We start from the raw sequence: 15,346 nt of genomic DNA, 5'->3' as shown, positions 1-15,346 counted from the left end.
CGTGCCTCCTCAGCGACCGCCGAGGGCGGCCGCGATGTCCTCGGCCGCGCGCCAGCCGGAGCGGATGCCGCCGTCGACGTGCTGGAAGCCGATCCCCGCGAAGTCGCTGCAGGCCCAGTGGATGACGCCCACGGGCGTGCGCTGGTCGGCGCCGTAGCGGCTGAGCCCGCCCACGTCGTAGGAGGCGGCGTAGGCGCCGCGCGTCCACTCCTCGGAGCCCCAGTCGCTCTCGAAGTACACGAGCGGCTCGGCGGCCTCGTCGCCGAAGTAGTCGACGAGGCTCGCGAGGATGCGGCGCCGCCGCTCCTCGGCGGGGAGGGCGAAGACGGCGTCGGCGTGCTCGTCGGAGACGAAGCCGACGAGCGTGCCGCGCGGGTCCTCGTGGTTGGAGTTGTCGTAGGCCTCGTGCACGAGCCGGTACGGGCTGAAGGCGGTGCCCGAGAGGCCCTTGTCGCGCCAGAAGGGCCGGTCGTAGACGGCGTGCACCTTGATGACGAGGCCGAGCGAGAGGTGCTGGTGCAGCTGGTGCTGGCGGCGGGGGAGCGGCGGCTGGTAGTCGATGCGCGAGAAGAGGTTCGGCGGCATCGCGACGAGCACGCGGCGGCCGCGCACGGATCCGCGGTCGGAGACGACGGTGGCGCCCTCGGCGTCGTGCTCGATGCGGCGCACGGGCGCGCCCGTGACGACGCGGTCGCCGAGGCGCTCCGCGAGCGTGAGCGGCACGCGCTGGAGGCCGCCGACGACGCGGCGGTCGAGGATGAACTCCGAGTCGACGAGGTTCGAGAACGAGCCGGCGGAGGCGGCCATGAGCACGGCCTGGAGCGCGCTGAAGGCGTGCGCCGGCTTCGTGAGCATCGCCTCCGCGATGAAGAGCGAGATGTGGCGGCGGGCGAGCTCGTCGTCGCTCTGGCCCTCGAGCCAGTCGGCGAAGGAGACGGTGTCGAGCTCGCGGGCCTGCGGGTGCGCCCACGGCGCATCCGGGTCCATCGCCGCGGCGAGGTCGTCGAGCACGACGGTGAGGCGCTCCATCTCGGCCTCCGTCGCGGCGGGCATGGGCAGCTGCTCGCCGGTGAACTCGGTGCGGCGGCCGGCCTCGTCGATGTAGACGTTCCCGCCGTCGCGGTAGCGGGCGAAGGTCTCGAGCCCGAGCGCGTCGATGGTCTCGATGAGGGCCGTCTGGTCGGGGGAGACCCATTGGCCGCCGATCTCGAGCATCGCGCCGTCGATCTCGCGCGTCCACAGGCGGCCGCCGACGCGGTCCCGCGCCTCGAGCACGACGACGTCGTGGCCCGCCTCCGTCAGCCGCGTCGCGGCCGAGAGGCCCGCGACGCCGGCGCCGATGACGACGACGTCGTGCAGGCGGCCGTCGTGGATGGGGCCGTCGATCTGGCCGTGGATCTGGGTGGTGGCCATGTCTCCTCCTCGAGATGGGCGTGGGCGCCCGGCGTTGACGAACGCGGGTCCGGTCGCTAGCGTCAACCTTATTGATCGCTTGGTCAAGAGTAGGCGTCAGAGAGGACGACCGCAATGGTGTGGCGGATGCCGGCCGAGGGCGCGGCCCATGAGCGCACGTGGATGGCCTTCCCCCGCGAGGGGGTCACCCTCGGCAGCACAGATGCGGAGCGCGAGGAGGGCTACGCGGCCTGGACCGCCGTCGCCCACGCCATCGCGGCCTTCGAGCACGTGACGATGGTCGTCGACCCGAGCGAGACCGCCCGCGCGCGGCGGATGCTCGGCGAGGGCGTCGAGCTCGTCGAGGCGCCGCTCGACGAGTTCTGGATGCGGGACGTCGGCCCCACCTTCGTCGTCGACGACGAGGACGGCCGCCTCGGCGCCGTCGACTGGATCTTCAACGGCTGGGGCGCCCCGGCCTGGGCCGAGTGGCAGCGCTCGGCCGCGCTCGGACGGATCGTGGGCGAGCTCGCGGGCGCCGAGGTCGTGCCCTCGCTGCTCGTCAACGAGGGCGGCGGGATCCACGTCGACGGCGAGGGCACCGTGCTGCTCACCGAGACGGTGCAGCTCGACCCCCGTCGCAACCCGCACGCCGACCGCGCGCGCGTCGAGGCGGAGCTCGCGCGCACGCTCGGCGCCGAGCGCGCCATCTGGCTGCCGCGCGGCCTGACCCGCGACTACGAGGACTTCGGCACGAACGGCCACGTCGACATCGTCGCCGCCTTCGCCGGCCCCGGCCGCGTGCTGCTCCACGAGCAGCAGGACGCCGCGCATCCCGACCATGCCGTCGGCCGCGAGCTGCGCGAGCTGCTCGAGGGCGCCGTCGACGCCCGCGGCCGAGCGCTCGAGGTCGTGGCGCTGCCCGCGCCCGCGACGCTCCGCGACGACGACGGCTTCGTCGACTGGAGCTACGTCAACCACTCGCTCGTCGACGGCGGCGTCGTCGCCTGCGGATTCGGCGAGCCGGAGGCCGACGCCCGCGCCCGCGCGATCCTCGCCGAGGCCTACCCCGGCCGCGAGGTCGTCACCGTCGACGCGCGGCCGATCTTCGCGCGCGGCGGCGGCATCCACTGCATCACCCAGCAGCAGCCCACCCCCGGGCGATGATCGACGAGGCCGCGCGAGGACGCGCGGCCAGGAGAGGAATCCATGAGCGAGTACCGGGTCATCGACCCCGCCACCGGGCAGCTGGTGCGCGAGTACCCCACCGCCACCGACGACGAGGTCCGCGCGGCCGTGGAGCGCGCGCACGAGGCGTTCGCGTCGTGGTCCACGACGCCGATCGCGGAGCGGGCGGCGGTGCTGTCGAGGGCGGCGGCGATCTTCGCGGAGCGCTCGCGCGAGCTGGCGGAGATCATCCGCACCGAGATGGGCAAGCCGCTCGGGCAGGGGATCTTCGAGGCGGAGTTCTCGGGCGAGATCATCCAGTACTACGCGGACAACGCGGAGGCCTTCCTGGGGGATGAGGTGCTCGAGAACCGCGGCGGCGTCGACGCCCGGGTGCGGAAGAGCGCGCAGGGCGCGATCCTCGGCATCATGCCGTGGAACTTCCCGTACTACCAGGTGGCCCGGTTCGCGTTCCCCAATCTCATGCTCGGCAACACGGTGGTGCTCAAGCACGCGCCGCAGTGCCCGTGGTCGGCGACGACGATCGCCGAGATCCTCACCGAGGCGGGGCTGCCGGCGGGCGCGTACGAGAACGTGTTCGCGACGAACGAGCAGATCAGCGACATCGTCATCCCGCACCCCGCCATCCGTGGCGTCTCGCTCACCGGCTCCGAGCGCGCCGGCGCCGCGGTCGCGGAGGTCGCCGGACGGAACCTCAAGAAGGTGGTGCTGGAGCTCGGCGGCTCCGACCCGTTCATCGTGATCTCCACCGACGACCTCGACGCGGTCGTCGAGAACGCCCTCGAGACGCGGATGGAGAACTCCGGGCAGTCGTGCAACGCGTCGAAGCGGTTCATCGTCGTCGACGAGCTCTACGACGCGTTCGCCGAGCGGCTCGCCGCCGCGATCGCGGCGCTCGAGGTGGGCGGCCCGGAGGACGAGGACGCGCTCGTCGGTCCGCTGTCGTCGGCGGCAGCCGCCCAGCGCCTCCGCCGGCAGGTCGCCGACGCGGTCGTCGACGGCGCGACGGTGCTCGCGGGCGGCGTCGAGGCCGGCGTCGAGACCGGCGAGGGTGCCCGTGTGCGGCCGACGCTGCTCGGCGGCGCGGCGCCCGCGATGGCGCTCTACCGCGAGGAGCTGTTCGGCCCGGTCGGCACGGTGTACCGCGCGAAGGACGTCGACGACGCGATCCGCATCGCGAACGACACGCCCTTCGGGCTCGGCTCGCGCCTGTGGTGCAGCGACCCCGAGCAGGCCTGCGCGATCGCCGACCGCATCGACGCCGGCATGGTCGCCATCAACGGCGCCGGCGCCGAGGACTACGACATGCCCTTCGGCGGCACCAAGCGCTCCGGCTTCGGCCGCGAGCTCGGGCCGCACGGGATGGAGGAGTTCATGAACCGCAAGCTCGTCGTCATGCCCTGAGGCGGGCTCGGCCCGGACCGAGCGGTCCGGGTCGCTCGCTACAGTCGCAGCATGTACAGCCTCGAGCAGCTGCGCGGCTTCGTCGCCGTCAGCGAGCACCTCCACTTCGGGCGCGCCGCCGAGTCGCTGCAGATGACGCAGCCGCCGCTCAGCCGCCAGATCCAGAAGCTCGAGGCCGAGCTCGGCGTGCAGCTCCTCACCCGCACGAACCGGCAGGTGGCCCTCACGGCGGCCGGTGCCGAGCTGCTCGAGCGCGCGCGCCACATCCTCGCGCTCGCGGACCGCTCGCGCGCCGCCGTCCGCAGCGTCGCGCACGGCGAGCGCGGCACGCTCACGATCGGCTTCACGGCCACCTCGGCGCTCTCGGTGCTCGGGCCGCTCCTCGACCGCATCCACGACGCGCTGCCCGACGTCGACGTCGACCTGCGCGAGCGCGTCTCGGGCCTCCAGCGCACCGAGATCGACCGCGGCTCGATCGACCTCGGCCTGCTGCGCACGGTGCCGGCGGGGGAGTACGGCGTGCGCGAGCTGTTCCGCGAGGACCTCGTGGTCGCCGTGCCGAGCGGCCACGAGCTCGACGCCGGCGGACCGGTCGCCGTCGACCGGCTCGTCGAGCACCCGATGATCGGCTACGCGCGGCCCGAGTCGGAGTACTTCCTGCGCAAGGTCGAGCGGATCGTCGGCGACCGGCAGGTGCGCACCGTCTACAGCGTCGCCCAGATCCTCAGCATGCTCTCGCTCGTCGCGCGCGGCGTCGGCGTCGCGCTCGTGCCGCGCTCCACCGAGTCGCTGCGGCCGCACGGCGTGGCGTTCCTCGAGCTCGACCTGCCGGGCAGGCTCGCGGCCGAGGCGCAGGTGACCATCGCCGCCGTCTGGGACCGGCACTCCCGCAACCCCGTGCTGCCGCGCGCGCTCGAGGCGATCGCGGCGCCGCTGCAGCTCGGCTGAGGCGCCGGGCGGCGCGGCGGCGAGCCCGCGGCGATGCCGCGCGAGCATCGCTGCATCGAGCATCCGCATCGTCGCGGCATCGGCCGCTCCCTAGGCTTGCAGGCGGCCCCTCGCGGGCCGCAGCTGGACGACGAGGCCCGGAGGATGCGCGTGACCGACGACCCGACCCCCTGGATCGTGCTCGGCGGGTTCACCGACGACGCCCCCGCCGGCATCCCCGCCGGCCTGGCGACCCACCGTGCCGACACCGGCGACGGACCCGTGGCGACGCTCGACCTCGAGAACCCCACGTGGATCGCGCCCGCGCCGCACGGCGACCTGCTCTACGTGAGCCACAGCGCCCGCCGCACGCTGAGCGCCGTGCGGCTCGACGCCGACGGCGGCCTCGAGCTCGTCGACCAGCTCGACATCGGGGCGCTCAACCCCGCCCACGTCGCGGTCGCGCCCGACGGCCGCAGCGCCGTCGCGGCGTGCTTCACGGAGGGCGTCGTGGTCCGCGCCGCGATCGCGGAGGACGGCCGCTTCGCCGGCGTCGAGCGCACCTGGGCGCTCGAGGGCGCCGCACCGGGCGCGACCCACCGCAACGCGCTCCAGAGCGAGGCCGAGCCGCACCAGGCGACCCTCCTCGACGACGGCTCGGTGCTCGTGCCCGACCGCGCGCAGGACGTCGTGCACCGCATCCGGCCCGACGGCTCGCACGAGGTCGCGGCGACGCTGCGCCCCGGCGCCGGGCCGCGGCACCTCGTCCTGCACCCCGACGCCCCGGTCGCCTACCTGGTCGGCGAGCTCGACGCGACGCTCGTGACGCTGCGCCGCTCCGGCGCGGCGGGCGAGCTGCTCGAGCCGATCGACGTCCGCTCGGCGCTGCCGCCCGACTGGTTCGGCGACCTGGCCGCCGCTGCCATCTCGCTCGACGCCGCGCGGCATCGCGTGCTCGTCTCCAACCGCGGCCACGACTCCGTCGCGGTCTTCGACGTCGCCGAGCCCGAGCGGCCCGCCCTCGTCGGGCACCTGCCGGTCGAGGGGCGCACGCCGCGCTTCGCGGGGCTCCTGCCCTCGCTCGACCTGCTCGCGGTCGCCGCGATGGGCGACCACCGCGTCGACCTGCTCGACACCGAGGAGGCCGCGGCCGGCCGACGGGCGGTGCGGCGCTCGATGGCGCATGCGGCGCCCGCGTGCGCCGTGGCGGTCGCCCGATGACCGTCGCTGGCCGAGCGCCCCGGGTGCCCGTCGCCGCGTGAGGACGACCGCATGACGACCCGCCTCGAGCGCGCCCGCGTCACGCTCCTGCGCGCCCCCTCGCGGCTCGCGTCGAGCGAGATCACCGCCCCGATGGATCGCATCCCCGCGCACCGCGGCCGGCGCGCGAGCTGGTACGGCTCGATGGACGCGGTGCTCGTCGAGCTGGCGGTCGACGGCCTCGACGACGCGGCGCCCGTCGGGCTCGCCGTCACCCAGGGCGGCTCCGCCGTCGCGGCCCTGCTCGCCGACCACCTGCTGCCGCTCGCGCTCGGCTCGCCGCTGCGCGGCGTCGCCGACGTCGAGGCGCTCTGGGAGCGGCTGCGGCTCGCTACGCTGCCCTACGGCAGCGACGGCCTCGCCGCCATGGCGCGCTCCGCGATCGACATCGCCGCGTGGGACCTCCTCGGCCGCGTCGCCGAGCAGCCCCTCGTGCGGCTCCTCGGCGGCGAGGCACGCCGCCTGCCCGCGTACGCGACCGGCAACGACATCGAGCACCACCGGGCGCTCGGGCTCCGCACCTCGAAGATCGGCCTCCGTGCCGGGCCGTGGCACGACGACGGCCTCGCCGACGCGATCCGGCAGGTCGAGGAGGCGCGCGAGGCGGCGGGCGACGACCACGGCCTCATGGTCGACGGCTGGATGGGGCTCGACGCGCCCTTCGCCGTCGCGCTCGCGCCGGCGCTCCGGGCGGCGCGGATGCAGTGGCTCGAGGAGCCGTTGCCGCCCGACGACCTCGACGGCCTCGTCGCCGTCGCCCGCGCGCTCGGCGACGTGCCGCTCGCCACGGGCGAGCACGCCACGAGCATCCCGGCGCTGCTCGCGCTGCCGCCCGCCGGCGTGCGCGTGCTGCAGCCCGACCTCGCCTGGTGCGGCGGCATCACCGCGGTGCGGCGGCTGCACGACGCGCTGCCCGCCGGGGTCGAGCTCGCGCCGCACCTCTCGGGGTCGCCGTGGGGCGTGCACGTCGCCGCGGCGCTGCCCTCGGTGCGCCGCGTCGAGTGGTACGTCGAATCGGCGCCGGACGAGCCGATCGACGCCGTCGACGGCCCGCTCCGCGGCGGCCCCGTGCCGCTCGCCGGCGAGATCGGACCCGGCGAGGCGCCGGGGCTCGGCGTCGCCGTCGATCGCGCGCACGTCGAGCGGTGGGCCGTGCGCACCGTCGACGTCGCCGCGACGCGCGATGCACGGAGCGCATCACTGCATGCCGATTGAGGCTTGGACAACATCGCTCGGACGGTGTGTGCTGGGACGCACGACCCTCCGGCAACGATGACGAAGGTGGACTCGATGACGAGAATGATCGCGGACGACGTGGCCGTCGCCGCCCCGGTGGCGGCAGCCGCCGTCGACCAGCCGCCGCGACCGCCGCGCAACCGGCGCTCGTGGCGCCGCTCGGCCGCGCCGTGGCTGCTGCTGTCGCCCGTGATCCTGCTGAGCGCAGCCTTCATCGCGGCGCCGGTGCTCAGCGTCTTCTGGAACGCGATGTTCGAGCGCAAGCTCACGGAGCCCTGGAACGACGCGTTCATCGGCCTCGAGCACTTCCGCTTCATGCTCTTCGAGGACCCGAAGTTCTGGCCCTCGCTCGGCTTCACCGCCCAGTGGGTGCTCGTCGAGGTGGTGCTGCAGCTGATCTTCGGCCTCATCATCGCGCTCGTCGTGAACGAGGCGTTCCGCGGCCGCGGCTTCTGGCGGGCGCTCGTGTTCTCGCCCTGGGCGATCTCCGGCGTGCTCACCACGGCCATCTGGATCCTCGTCTACAACCCCGGCACCGGCATCTTCCGCCTGCTCGCCGAGTGGGGCATCGGCGACGGCACCCAGGCGGTGCTCGTCGACCCCGACAGCGTCTTCTGGGCCGTGGTCGTCGCCGAGCTGTGGCGCGGCGTCCCCTTCTTCGCGATCATGCTGCTCGCCGAGCTGCAGAGCGCGCCCAAGGAGCTCTACGAGGCCGCCGCGGTCGACGGCGCCGGCCGCATCAAGCGCTTCCTGCACGTGACGCTGCCGCACCTCAAGACGGCGATCATCCTCACGACGCTGCTGCGCGGCGTGTGGGAGTTCAACAACGTCGACCTGCTCCTGACGATGACGAACGGCGGCCCGGCCGGCATGACGACGACGCTCCCGCTGTACGTCGCCCAGCTCGCCACCCAGGCCCACGACTTCGGCTACGGCTCGGCCCTCACGGTCTTCGCGTTCCTGATCCTGCTCATCGTCTCGATCGTCTACCTGAAGCTGACCGCGTTCTCGCGCGAGGAGGACTGAGATGGCCGTCACCGCCCCCACCCTGCAGCGGCCCCGCCGCCAGGTCGCCCCGGCCATCCGCGCCAAGCGCGCGCTGAGCTTCCACGGCCGCATCTCGCTGCCGCTCGCGCTCTACACGGTGTTCACGATCATCCCCTTCTACTGGGTCGTGCTCTTCGCGTTCCGCGAGCCGTCGTCGAACAGCTGGCTGCCGTTCCCCATCACGTTCGACAACTTCGTCTTCGTCTGGAACGAGGTCGGGTACGAGTTCTTCTTCTGGAACAGCGTGCTCGTCGGCGTGCTCACCACGGTCGCGACGCTCGCGCTCGCGCTGCCCTCGGGCTACGCGATGGCCCGCTACAAGTTCAAGGGCAAGCGCGCGTTCACGCTCGTGCTGCTGTGCACGCAGTTCATCCCCGGCGCGATGATGCTCATCCCGCTCTTCCAGATCTTCAACTCGCTCGGGCTCATCAACAACCTGCTGAGCCTCGCGATCGCCGACACGGTCTTCAGCCTGCCGCTCGCGATCATGTTCATGACGTCCTTCATCTCGAAGATCCCCTTCGAGCTCGAGGAGGCGGCGATGATCGACGGCTGCAGCCGGTTCCACGCCTTCCGCCTCGCGGTGCTGCCCGTGCTCGGCCCGGCGATCATCGCGGTCGGCTCGTTCAGCTTCATCGGCGCCTGGAACAACTTCCTCTTCGGCCTCATGTTCATCCAGTCGCAGCAGCGCTTCACGCTGCCCGTCGGCCTCAGCTACACGATGGGCGAGTTCGGCGTGAACTTCGGCGTGCTCGCCGCGGGCGGCATCGTCGCCGCGCTGCCCGTCATCGTCATCTTCGCCTTCATCCAGAAGTACCTCGTCCAGGGCCTCGGGGCCGGGGCCGTCAAGGGCTGACGGCACCATCGCCGCCCCACAACACAAGGAGACAACCATGCGCAAGCGAACCCTCCGCACCGCCATCGCAGCCGGTGCCACGGCGGCGCTCGTCGGCGGACTCGTCGGATGCTCGGCAGCGGCCGGCGAGGACGGCCCCGTCACGCTCACGTTCTGGGACCACAGCGGCAACCCCACGCGCGCCGCGACGTACGAGGAGCTCATCGCCGAGTTCGAGGCCGAGCACGAGGACATCACGATCGACTTCCTCACGCTGCCCTCCGACTCCGCGTTCGAGAAGATCCAGACGAGCCTCGCCTCGGGCGAGGCGCCCGACATCTCGTCGCTGAGTGGCACCTTCCTCGCGCCGCTCACCGCGCAGGACGCGCTGCTGCCGCTCGACGAGCAGTTCGCCGCCTCGGAGCTCGCCGACCAGCTCGATCCCGCGCTCATCGACGTCATGCGCCAGGACGCCCGCGACGGCGGCCTCTACGCGCTGCCGTACACGCTCACGAACGGGCTCTTCTGGTACCGCACCGACCTGTGGTCGGAGGCCGGCTACCCCGACGGCCCCGCCACCTGGGACGACTTCTACGCCGGTGCCGAGGAGCTCACCGACCCCTCCGCCGGCCAGTACGGCTTCGCGATGCGCGGGGGCGCGGGCGGCGTCTTCCAGTTCCTCCAGGCGATGTACGCGCAGTCGGGCGTCGAGACGCTCTTCGACGAGCAGGGCGTCTCCACGATCGACGACCCCGCGAACGTCGAGGCCTTCGAGCAGTACGTGGGCCTCTACAACACCGCCACGAGCCAGGCCGACCTCGGCTTCGGCTACCCCGAGATGGTCGCGGCCTTCGGCTCCGGCGCCGCAGCGACGCTCCAGCACAACCTCGGCTCCTACCCCGAGCACGAGGCCGCGCTGCCCGGCCAGTTCGCCGCGGTCCCCCTGCCCGAGAGCGAGGACGGCGCGCGCGTCGTGATCGCCGACCCGATCCCCTCGTTCGCCGTGTTCGAGCAGACCGAGCACCCGGAGGAGGCGTGGGAGTTCCTGCAGTTCATGCTCAGCGAGTCGTCGAACGGCGCGCTGAACGAGACGATCGGCCAGATCCCCTCGAACCTCGAGTCGCGCAGCGAGGACTGGCTCACGTCGTCGCAGTCGGTGAGCATCGCGAGCGACTGGATCGAGGGCGAGGGCGTCACGATCCTCTCGGCGCCCACGCACCTGCCCGACTACGGCACGATCATGCGCAACGACCTCGAGCCCGAGCTGCAGCGCGTGCTGCTGGGTGAGCTCGCCCCGGCCGACTTCCTGACGCTCTGGGCCGACAAGATGACGGAGGCGCAGCAGGCGTACCTGGAGTCCAGCCGATGACGGCGACCATCGAGTCGTTCGAGATCGCGGTCTTCGAGACCGAGACCAGGTCGCAGCGCGACGCGAACGGGCACCGGCATCCGGGCCCGCTCGCGCCGGCCACCGAGGCCCTGCTCACCGTCCGCGACTCGGACGGCGTCGAGGGACGGGTGGTGGCACCGGTGCGGAGCCTCCGCGCCGACGGCATCGTCGAGCCGATGCTGCGGCCGCTGCTCGGCAAGCCGGCGGTGGCGGTCGAGGCGCTGCAGCGGCAGCTCACGATCGCGCAGCGCGGCAACCCGATCGACATCGCCGAGCGGCGGCTCGCGGTGGTCGACGAGGCCCTCTGGGACCTCATCGGCCACCGCGCCGGGGAGCCCGTGTGGCGGCTGCTCGGCGGCGCCCGCTCCCGGGTGCAGGCCTACGCGAGCACCATGTGCGGCGACGAGACGCCCGGCGGCCTCGCGACACCGGCCGACTTCGCGGCCTTCGCCGTGCAGCTCGTCGAGCAGGGCTACCGCGCCATCAAGCTCCACACCTGGTTCCCGCCGGTCTCGTTCGCGCCGAGCGTCGAGCGCGACCTCGAGGCGTGCGCCGCGGTGCGCGAGGCGGTCGGCCCCGACGTCGACCTCATGCTCGACGGCTACCACTGGTACGACCGACAGCAGGCGCTCCGGATCGGCCGCGGCATCCAGGAGCTCGGCTTCCGCTGGTTCGAGGAGCCCATCGAGGAGAACTCGATGGCCGCCTACCGCTGGCTCAGCGAGCAGCTCGACATCCCGGTCATCGGCCCCGAGACCGTCGCCGGCCGCAACCACGCTCGCGGCGACTGGGTGCTCGCGGGCGCCGTCGACATCCTGCGCATCGGCCCGCAGAACGGCGGCGGCATCACCTCGACGATCAAGGCGCTGCACCTCGCCGAGAGCGTCGGGATGACGTGCGAGGTGCACGGCAACGGCGCGGCGAGCCTCGCGGTCGTGGGTGCGACGTTCGCGTCGCAGCTCTACGAGCGCGGCCTGCTGCACCCGCACGCCGACTACGACTGGCTGCCGCCGCACCTCGCGTCGGTCGTCGATCCGCTCGACGACGACGGCTGGGTGACCCTGCCGGAGCGGTCCGGCCTCGGCGTCGAGCTCGACCTCGAGCACATCGCAGCGCACACCATCGAGCGGACGGAGGTCCGATGAGCGACCGCGTGGTCATGATCACGGGCGGCGCCGGCACGATCGGGCGGATGCTGCTCGACCGGCCGGCGCGGGAGCGCTGGCGGTCCGTCGTCCTCGATCCGACGCCGCTGCCCGAGCCGTTCGCCTCGCGCGGCGACGTCGAGCAGGTTCTCGGCAGCCTCACCGACGCGGATGCCGTGCGGCACGCGATGCGCGAGGCGACCGACGTCGTCCACCTCGGGGCGCTGAGCACCGAGGACGAGTGGGAGGCGATCCTCGACGTCAACGTGACGGGCACGCGCACCGTGCTCGACGCGGCGGAGGAGCACGGCGTCGGCCGCTTCGTCTACGCCTCGAGCAACCACGCCGTGGGCTTCTACGCGCCGAGCGACGCCGGGCCCGACGGCCGGCTCGCCGACGACGCGCCGCCGCGGCCCGACACCTACTACGGCTGGTCGAAGGCGGCGGGCGAGGCGCTCGTGCGGCTTTACTGCGAGCGCGGCTCGATGCGCGGCGTCGCGCTGCGCATCGGCCACTGCTTCCCCGAGCCGCTCACCGGTCCCCGGCTGCCCGTGTGGCTCTCGCCCGGCGACGCGAGGGGGCTCGTCGACGCGAGCCTCCATCACGACATCGAGCCGTTCCAGATCGTCTGGGGCGTCTCGGCGAACGCGCGCAGCTGGTGCTCGCTCGAGGGCGGGCGCCGCATCGGCTTCGCGCCGCAGGACGACTCCGAGCGGTACGCGGACCGCTTCCCGGACGCGGCGGGCGTGGATCCCGACGAGCCGCTCGGGGCGCACTTCGTGCACATGCCGCTCGGGCAGAGCTCCGCCGTGCGGTGATGCGCGAAGCGCATCTGACAAGACCCAAACGATTCTAGACATGCATGACGCAGCCGCCCTAGCGTGGCGGCAGCCGCACCGCGGCGAGTGAGGAGCAACAGGATGCACGCATCGCACCAGGAACTGGCGGACCGGCTCGGCGACGGGCTGCTCTCGTTCCCGATCACCACCTTCGACGCCCATGGCGAGCTCGACGAGCAGCGCTACCGCGAGCACGTCTCGTGGCTCTCGGAGCACGAGGTCAGCGGCCTCTTCGCCGCCGGCGGCACGGGCGAGTTCTTCTCGCTCACGCCCGAGGAGGTCGCCACCACGATCCGCCTCGCGCTCGAGAGCTCGGGCGGCGCCGTGCCGATCCTCGCCCCGGCGGGCGGCTCGACGCGCAGCGCCCAGCAGCACGCGCGCATCGCCGAGGAGGCGGGCGCCGCCGGCCTCCTGCTCTTCCCGCCGTACCTCACGGAGGCGTCCCAGGCGGGGCTGCGCGACCACATCCGCGCCGTCGCCTCGAGCACGCACCTGCCCGTCGTGGTCTACGGCCGCGCCAACGCGGTGCTCGAGCCGGAGACGCTCGAGCAGCTCGCCGACGAGCTGCCGAACCTCATGGGCTACAAGGACGGCATCGGCGACCTCGAGCGGATGACCCGGATCGTCGCGACCGTGGGCGACCGGCTCCTCTACGTCGGCGGCCTGCCGACCGCCGAGACCTTCGCGCTGCCCTACCTCGAACTCGGCGTCACCACCTACTCGTCGGCCATGTTCAACTTCGTGCCCGACTTCGCCTCCGCCTTCTACGCCGACGTGCGGGCGCGCGATCGCGCCGGGGTCACCCGCCGGCTCAAGGAGTTCGTGCTGCCCTACCTCGAGATCCGCGACCGCGGCCGCGGCTACGCCGTCTCGATCGTGAAGGCCGGCGTCGACGCGATCGGCCGCTACGGCGGCCCCGTGCGCCCGCCGCTCTCGGAGCTCCGCCCCGACGAGCGCCAGGACCTCGCCGCGCTCATCGCCCGCATCGCCGAGCGGGTCGCCGCATGAGCGCCGTCGAGGTCGCCGAGCGCGCGGCGCTCACGGGGGAGTCCTTCGTCGCCGGCAGGCGCCGGCGCGGCACGGCGGGGGAGGTGCGCGGCGTCGACGCCGCCACCGGCGAGCGGCTGGAGCCCGCCTTCGGCCTCGCGACGCGCCAGGACGCCGCCGACGCCGCCGCCGCGGCCGCCGAGGCGGCCCCGGTCCTGCGCGCCGCGCCGCCCGCGACCCGCGCCGCGCTGCTCCGCGGCATCGCCGACGGGCTCGACGCCGCCTCCGGGCAGCTCGTCGACCGGGCCCGGCTCGAGACGGGCCTGCCGCAGGCGAGGCTCGTCGGCGAGGTCGGGCGCACGAGCGGCCAGCTGCGCCTGTTCGCGGGCCTCGTCGAGTCGGGACTGTCCGAGGGCCTCCGCATCGACCCCGCGCTGCCCGACCGTGCGCCCGCCCCGCGGCCCGAGCTGCGCCAGCGGCGGCTGCCCCTCGGCCCGGTCGTGGTCTTCGGCGCGAGCAACTTCCCGTTCGCCTTCTCGAACGCCGGCGGCGACACCGCCTCGGCGCTCGCCGCGGGCTGCCCCGTCATCGTGAAGTCGCACCAGGCGCATCCCGGCGTCGCGGAGCTCGTGTCGGCGATCGTCGTCGAGGTCGTCGAGCGGCTCGGGCTGCCCGCCGGCACGTACCAGGCGCTCCTCGGCTCCGGGCGTGAGGTCGGCACGGCCCTCGTCGAGGACCCTCGCGTCCGCGCCGTCGGCTTCACCGGCTCCCGCTCCGGCGGGCTCGCGCTCGTGCGGGCCGCGCGCGAGCGGCCCGTCCCCATCCCCGTCTACGCCGAGATGAGCAGCGTCAACCCCGTCGTGGTGCTGCCGTCCGCCGCCACGGCAGAGCGCGGCCGCGCCTTCGTCGACTCGCTGCTGCTCGGCGCCGGCCAGTTCTGCACGAACCCCGGCCTCGTCCTCGTCCCCTCCGGCGAGGCCGGGGAGCCCTTCGTGGCCGCAGCCGCGGAGGCGCTCGCCGCCCGCGACGGGCAGGTCATGCTCACCGAGGGCATCCGCGACGCCTACGTCGCCGGCCGCGACGCGCTCGCCGGCCGCGGCTCTCGCATCGCCGAGGGCGGGGGCGCCGAGCGCGCGCCCGCCCCGAGCCTCGTCGAGGCGGCGGCGGCCGACCTCGTCGCCGAGCCGGCGCTGGCCGACGAGGTGTTCGGCGCGACCGGGCTCGTGCTGCGCTGGGGCGACGAGCGCGAGCTGCGCGCGGCGCTCGCGGCGCTCGAGGGGCAGCTGACGGCCACCGTCCACGTCGACCTCGACGATGCGCCCGACGACGAGCGTTCCCTCGCGGCCGACCTCGTGATCGCCCTCGAGGAGCTCGCGGGCCGCATCGTCGTGAACGGTTGGCCGACCGGTGTCGAGGTGGGCCACGCCGTCGTGCACGGCGGCCCGTTCCCCGCGACCTCCGACGGCCGGTCGACCTCGGTCGGCTCGCTCGCCATCGAGCGGTTCCAGCGCCCCGTCGCGTACCAGGACGTGCCCGAGGCGCTCCTGCCGGCCGCGCTCCGCGACGACGCGATCGCGGCGCTGCCGCGGCTCGTCGACGGCGCCGTCGTGCTGCCCTGACGACCCGGACCTCCCGGACGGACGGCCGCGGCCCCGCACCGATGTGGTGCGGGGCCGCGGCCGTCAGCGCGCTGGTC

The 15,346-nt window shown here is 73.8% G+C and carries 13 protein-coding genes; 12 read left to right on the top strand and 1 reads right to left on the bottom strand.

What is annotated here, in order from left to right; translation table 11 throughout:
- Positions 1-9: 9 nt before the first annotated feature.
- A complete protein-coding gene (locus tag IEW90_RS12310) occupies positions 10-1,413 on the bottom strand; it encodes a flavin monoamine oxidase family protein (protein ID WP_188718568.1) in 1,404 nt (467 codons plus the stop codon).
- A gap of 114 nt (positions 1,414-1,527) precedes the next feature.
- Between IEW90_RS12310 and IEW90_RS12305 the strand changes: the two genes are divergently transcribed.
- The 12 genes from IEW90_RS12305 to IEW90_RS12250 all read left to right on the top strand — a co-directional run bounded on the left by IEW90_RS12305 (position 1,528) and on the right by IEW90_RS12250 (position 15,269).
- Positions 1,528-2,559 (top strand): agmatine deiminase family protein, encoded by a 1,032-nt coding sequence (locus tag IEW90_RS12305; RefSeq protein WP_188718567.1) that lies wholly within the window; start codon positions 1,528-1,530, stop codon positions 2,557-2,559.
- Positions 2,560-2,601: 42 nt separating this feature from the next.
- The gene (locus tag IEW90_RS12300) at positions 2,602-3,984 is read left to right on the top strand and encodes an aldehyde dehydrogenase family protein (RefSeq protein ID WP_188718566.1); all 1,383 of its coding nucleotides are present in this window, start codon (positions 2,602-2,604) and stop codon (positions 3,982-3,984) included.
- A gap of 51 nt (positions 3,985-4,035) precedes the next feature.
- Positions 4,036-4,932 (top strand): LysR family transcriptional regulator, encoded by an 897-nt coding sequence (locus tag IEW90_RS12295; RefSeq protein WP_188718565.1) that lies wholly within the window; start codon positions 4,036-4,038, stop codon positions 4,930-4,932.
- 150 nt (positions 4,933-5,082) lie between these two features.
- Positions 5,083-6,132, top strand: coding sequence for a lactonase family protein (locus tag IEW90_RS12290; RefSeq protein ID WP_188718564.1), 1,050 nt, complete (start codon positions 5,083-5,085; stop codon positions 6,130-6,132).
- A gap of 51 nt (positions 6,133-6,183) precedes the next feature.
- Positions 6,184-7,386 carry a mandelate racemase/muconate lactonizing enzyme family protein gene (locus tag IEW90_RS12285; RefSeq protein WP_188718563.1) on the top strand — a complete coding sequence of 401 codons (1,203 nt, stop codon included), beginning with the start codon at positions 6,184-6,186 and terminating at the stop codon, positions 7,384-7,386.
- Between the two features lie 57 nt (positions 7,387-7,443).
- Positions 7,444-8,433: a carbohydrate ABC transporter permease gene (locus IEW90_RS12280; protein WP_229679663.1), complete on the top strand. Its 990-nt coding sequence runs from the start codon at positions 7,444-7,446 to the stop codon at positions 8,431-8,433.
- Between the two features lies 1 nt (position 8,434).
- On the top strand, positions 8,435-9,310 hold the full coding sequence (locus tag IEW90_RS12275) for a carbohydrate ABC transporter permease (protein ID WP_188718562.1): 876 nt from the start codon (positions 8,435-8,437) through the stop codon (positions 9,308-9,310).
- 37 nt (positions 9,311-9,347) lie between these two features.
- Entirely contained in the window at positions 9,348-10,658 is a 1,311-nt protein-coding gene (locus IEW90_RS12270; RefSeq protein WP_188718561.1) for an ABC transporter substrate-binding protein, read from the top strand.
- A complete protein-coding gene (locus IEW90_RS12265) occupies positions 10,655-11,824 on the top strand; it encodes an enolase C-terminal domain-like protein (protein ID WP_188718560.1) in 1,170 nt (389 codons plus the stop codon). Before IEW90_RS12270 ends, IEW90_RS12265 begins: the two co-directional genes overlap by 4 nt.
- Positions 11,821-12,642 carry an NAD-dependent epimerase/dehydratase family protein gene (locus tag IEW90_RS12260; RefSeq protein WP_188718559.1) on the top strand — a complete coding sequence of 274 codons (822 nt, stop codon included), beginning with the start codon at positions 11,821-11,823 and terminating at the stop codon, positions 12,640-12,642. The genes IEW90_RS12265 and IEW90_RS12260 overlap by 4 nt, the downstream gene beginning before the upstream one ends.
- 102 nt (positions 12,643-12,744) lie before the next feature.
- Entirely contained in the window at positions 12,745-13,671 is a 927-nt protein-coding gene (gene kdgD, locus IEW90_RS12255; RefSeq protein ID WP_188718558.1) for a 5-dehydro-4-deoxyglucarate dehydratase, read from the top strand.
- Entirely contained in the window at positions 13,668-15,269 is a 1,602-nt protein-coding gene (locus IEW90_RS12250; protein WP_188718557.1) for an aldehyde dehydrogenase (NADP(+)), read from the top strand. The genes kdgD and IEW90_RS12250 overlap by 4 nt, the downstream gene beginning before the upstream one ends.
- Positions 15,270-15,346: the final 77 nt, after the last annotated feature.

The organism is Agrococcus terreus (assembly GCF_014645235.1).
GTDB lineage: Bacteria > Actinomycetota > Actinomycetes > Actinomycetales > Microbacteriaceae > Agrococcus > Agrococcus terreus.
Note: the sequence above shows the minus strand (reverse complement) of the source record. Positions and strands in the feature narration are given on the sequence as shown.

Bases quoted from the DNA above. Each gene is read 5' to 3' on its own strand.
- IEW90_RS12305 (WP_188718567.1), top strand. From the start codon at position 1,528: ATGGTGTGGCGGATGCCGGCCGAGGGCGCGGCCCATGAGCGCACGTGG.
- IEW90_RS12300 (WP_188718566.1), top strand. From the start codon at position 2,602: ATGAGCGAGTACCGGGTCATCGACCCCGCCACCGGGCAGCTGGTGCGC.
- IEW90_RS12280 (WP_229679663.1), top strand. From the start codon at position 7,444: ATGACGAAGGTGGACTCGATGACGAGAATGATCGCGGACGACGTGGCC.
- kdgD (WP_188718558.1), top strand. From the start codon at position 12,745: ATGCACGCATCGCACCAGGAACTGGCGGACCGGCTCGGCGACGGGCTG.
- IEW90_RS12310 (WP_188718568.1), bottom strand. From the start codon at position 1,413: ATGGCCACCACCCAGATCCACGGCCAGATCGACGGCCCCATCCACGAC.
- IEW90_RS12295 (WP_188718565.1), top strand. From the start codon at position 4,036: ATGTACAGCCTCGAGCAGCTGCGCGGCTTCGTCGCCGTCAGCGAGCAC.
- IEW90_RS12270 (WP_188718561.1), top strand. From the start codon at position 9,348: ATGCGCAAGCGAACCCTCCGCACCGCCATCGCAGCCGGTGCCACGGCG.
- IEW90_RS12275 (WP_188718562.1), top strand. From the start codon at position 8,435: ATGGCCGTCACCGCCCCCACCCTGCAGCGGCCCCGCCGCCAGGTCGCC.
- IEW90_RS12265 (WP_188718560.1), top strand. From the start codon at position 10,655: ATGACGGCGACCATCGAGTCGTTCGAGATCGCGGTCTTCGAGACCGAG.
- IEW90_RS12260 (WP_188718559.1), top strand. From the start codon at position 11,821: ATGAGCGACCGCGTGGTCATGATCACGGGCGGCGCCGGCACGATCGGG.
- IEW90_RS12250 (WP_188718557.1), top strand. From the start codon at position 13,668: ATGAGCGCCGTCGAGGTCGCCGAGCGCGCGGCGCTCACGGGGGAGTCC.
- IEW90_RS12285 (WP_188718563.1), top strand. From the start codon at position 6,184: ATGACGACCCGCCTCGAGCGCGCCCGCGTCACGCTCCTGCGCGCCCCC.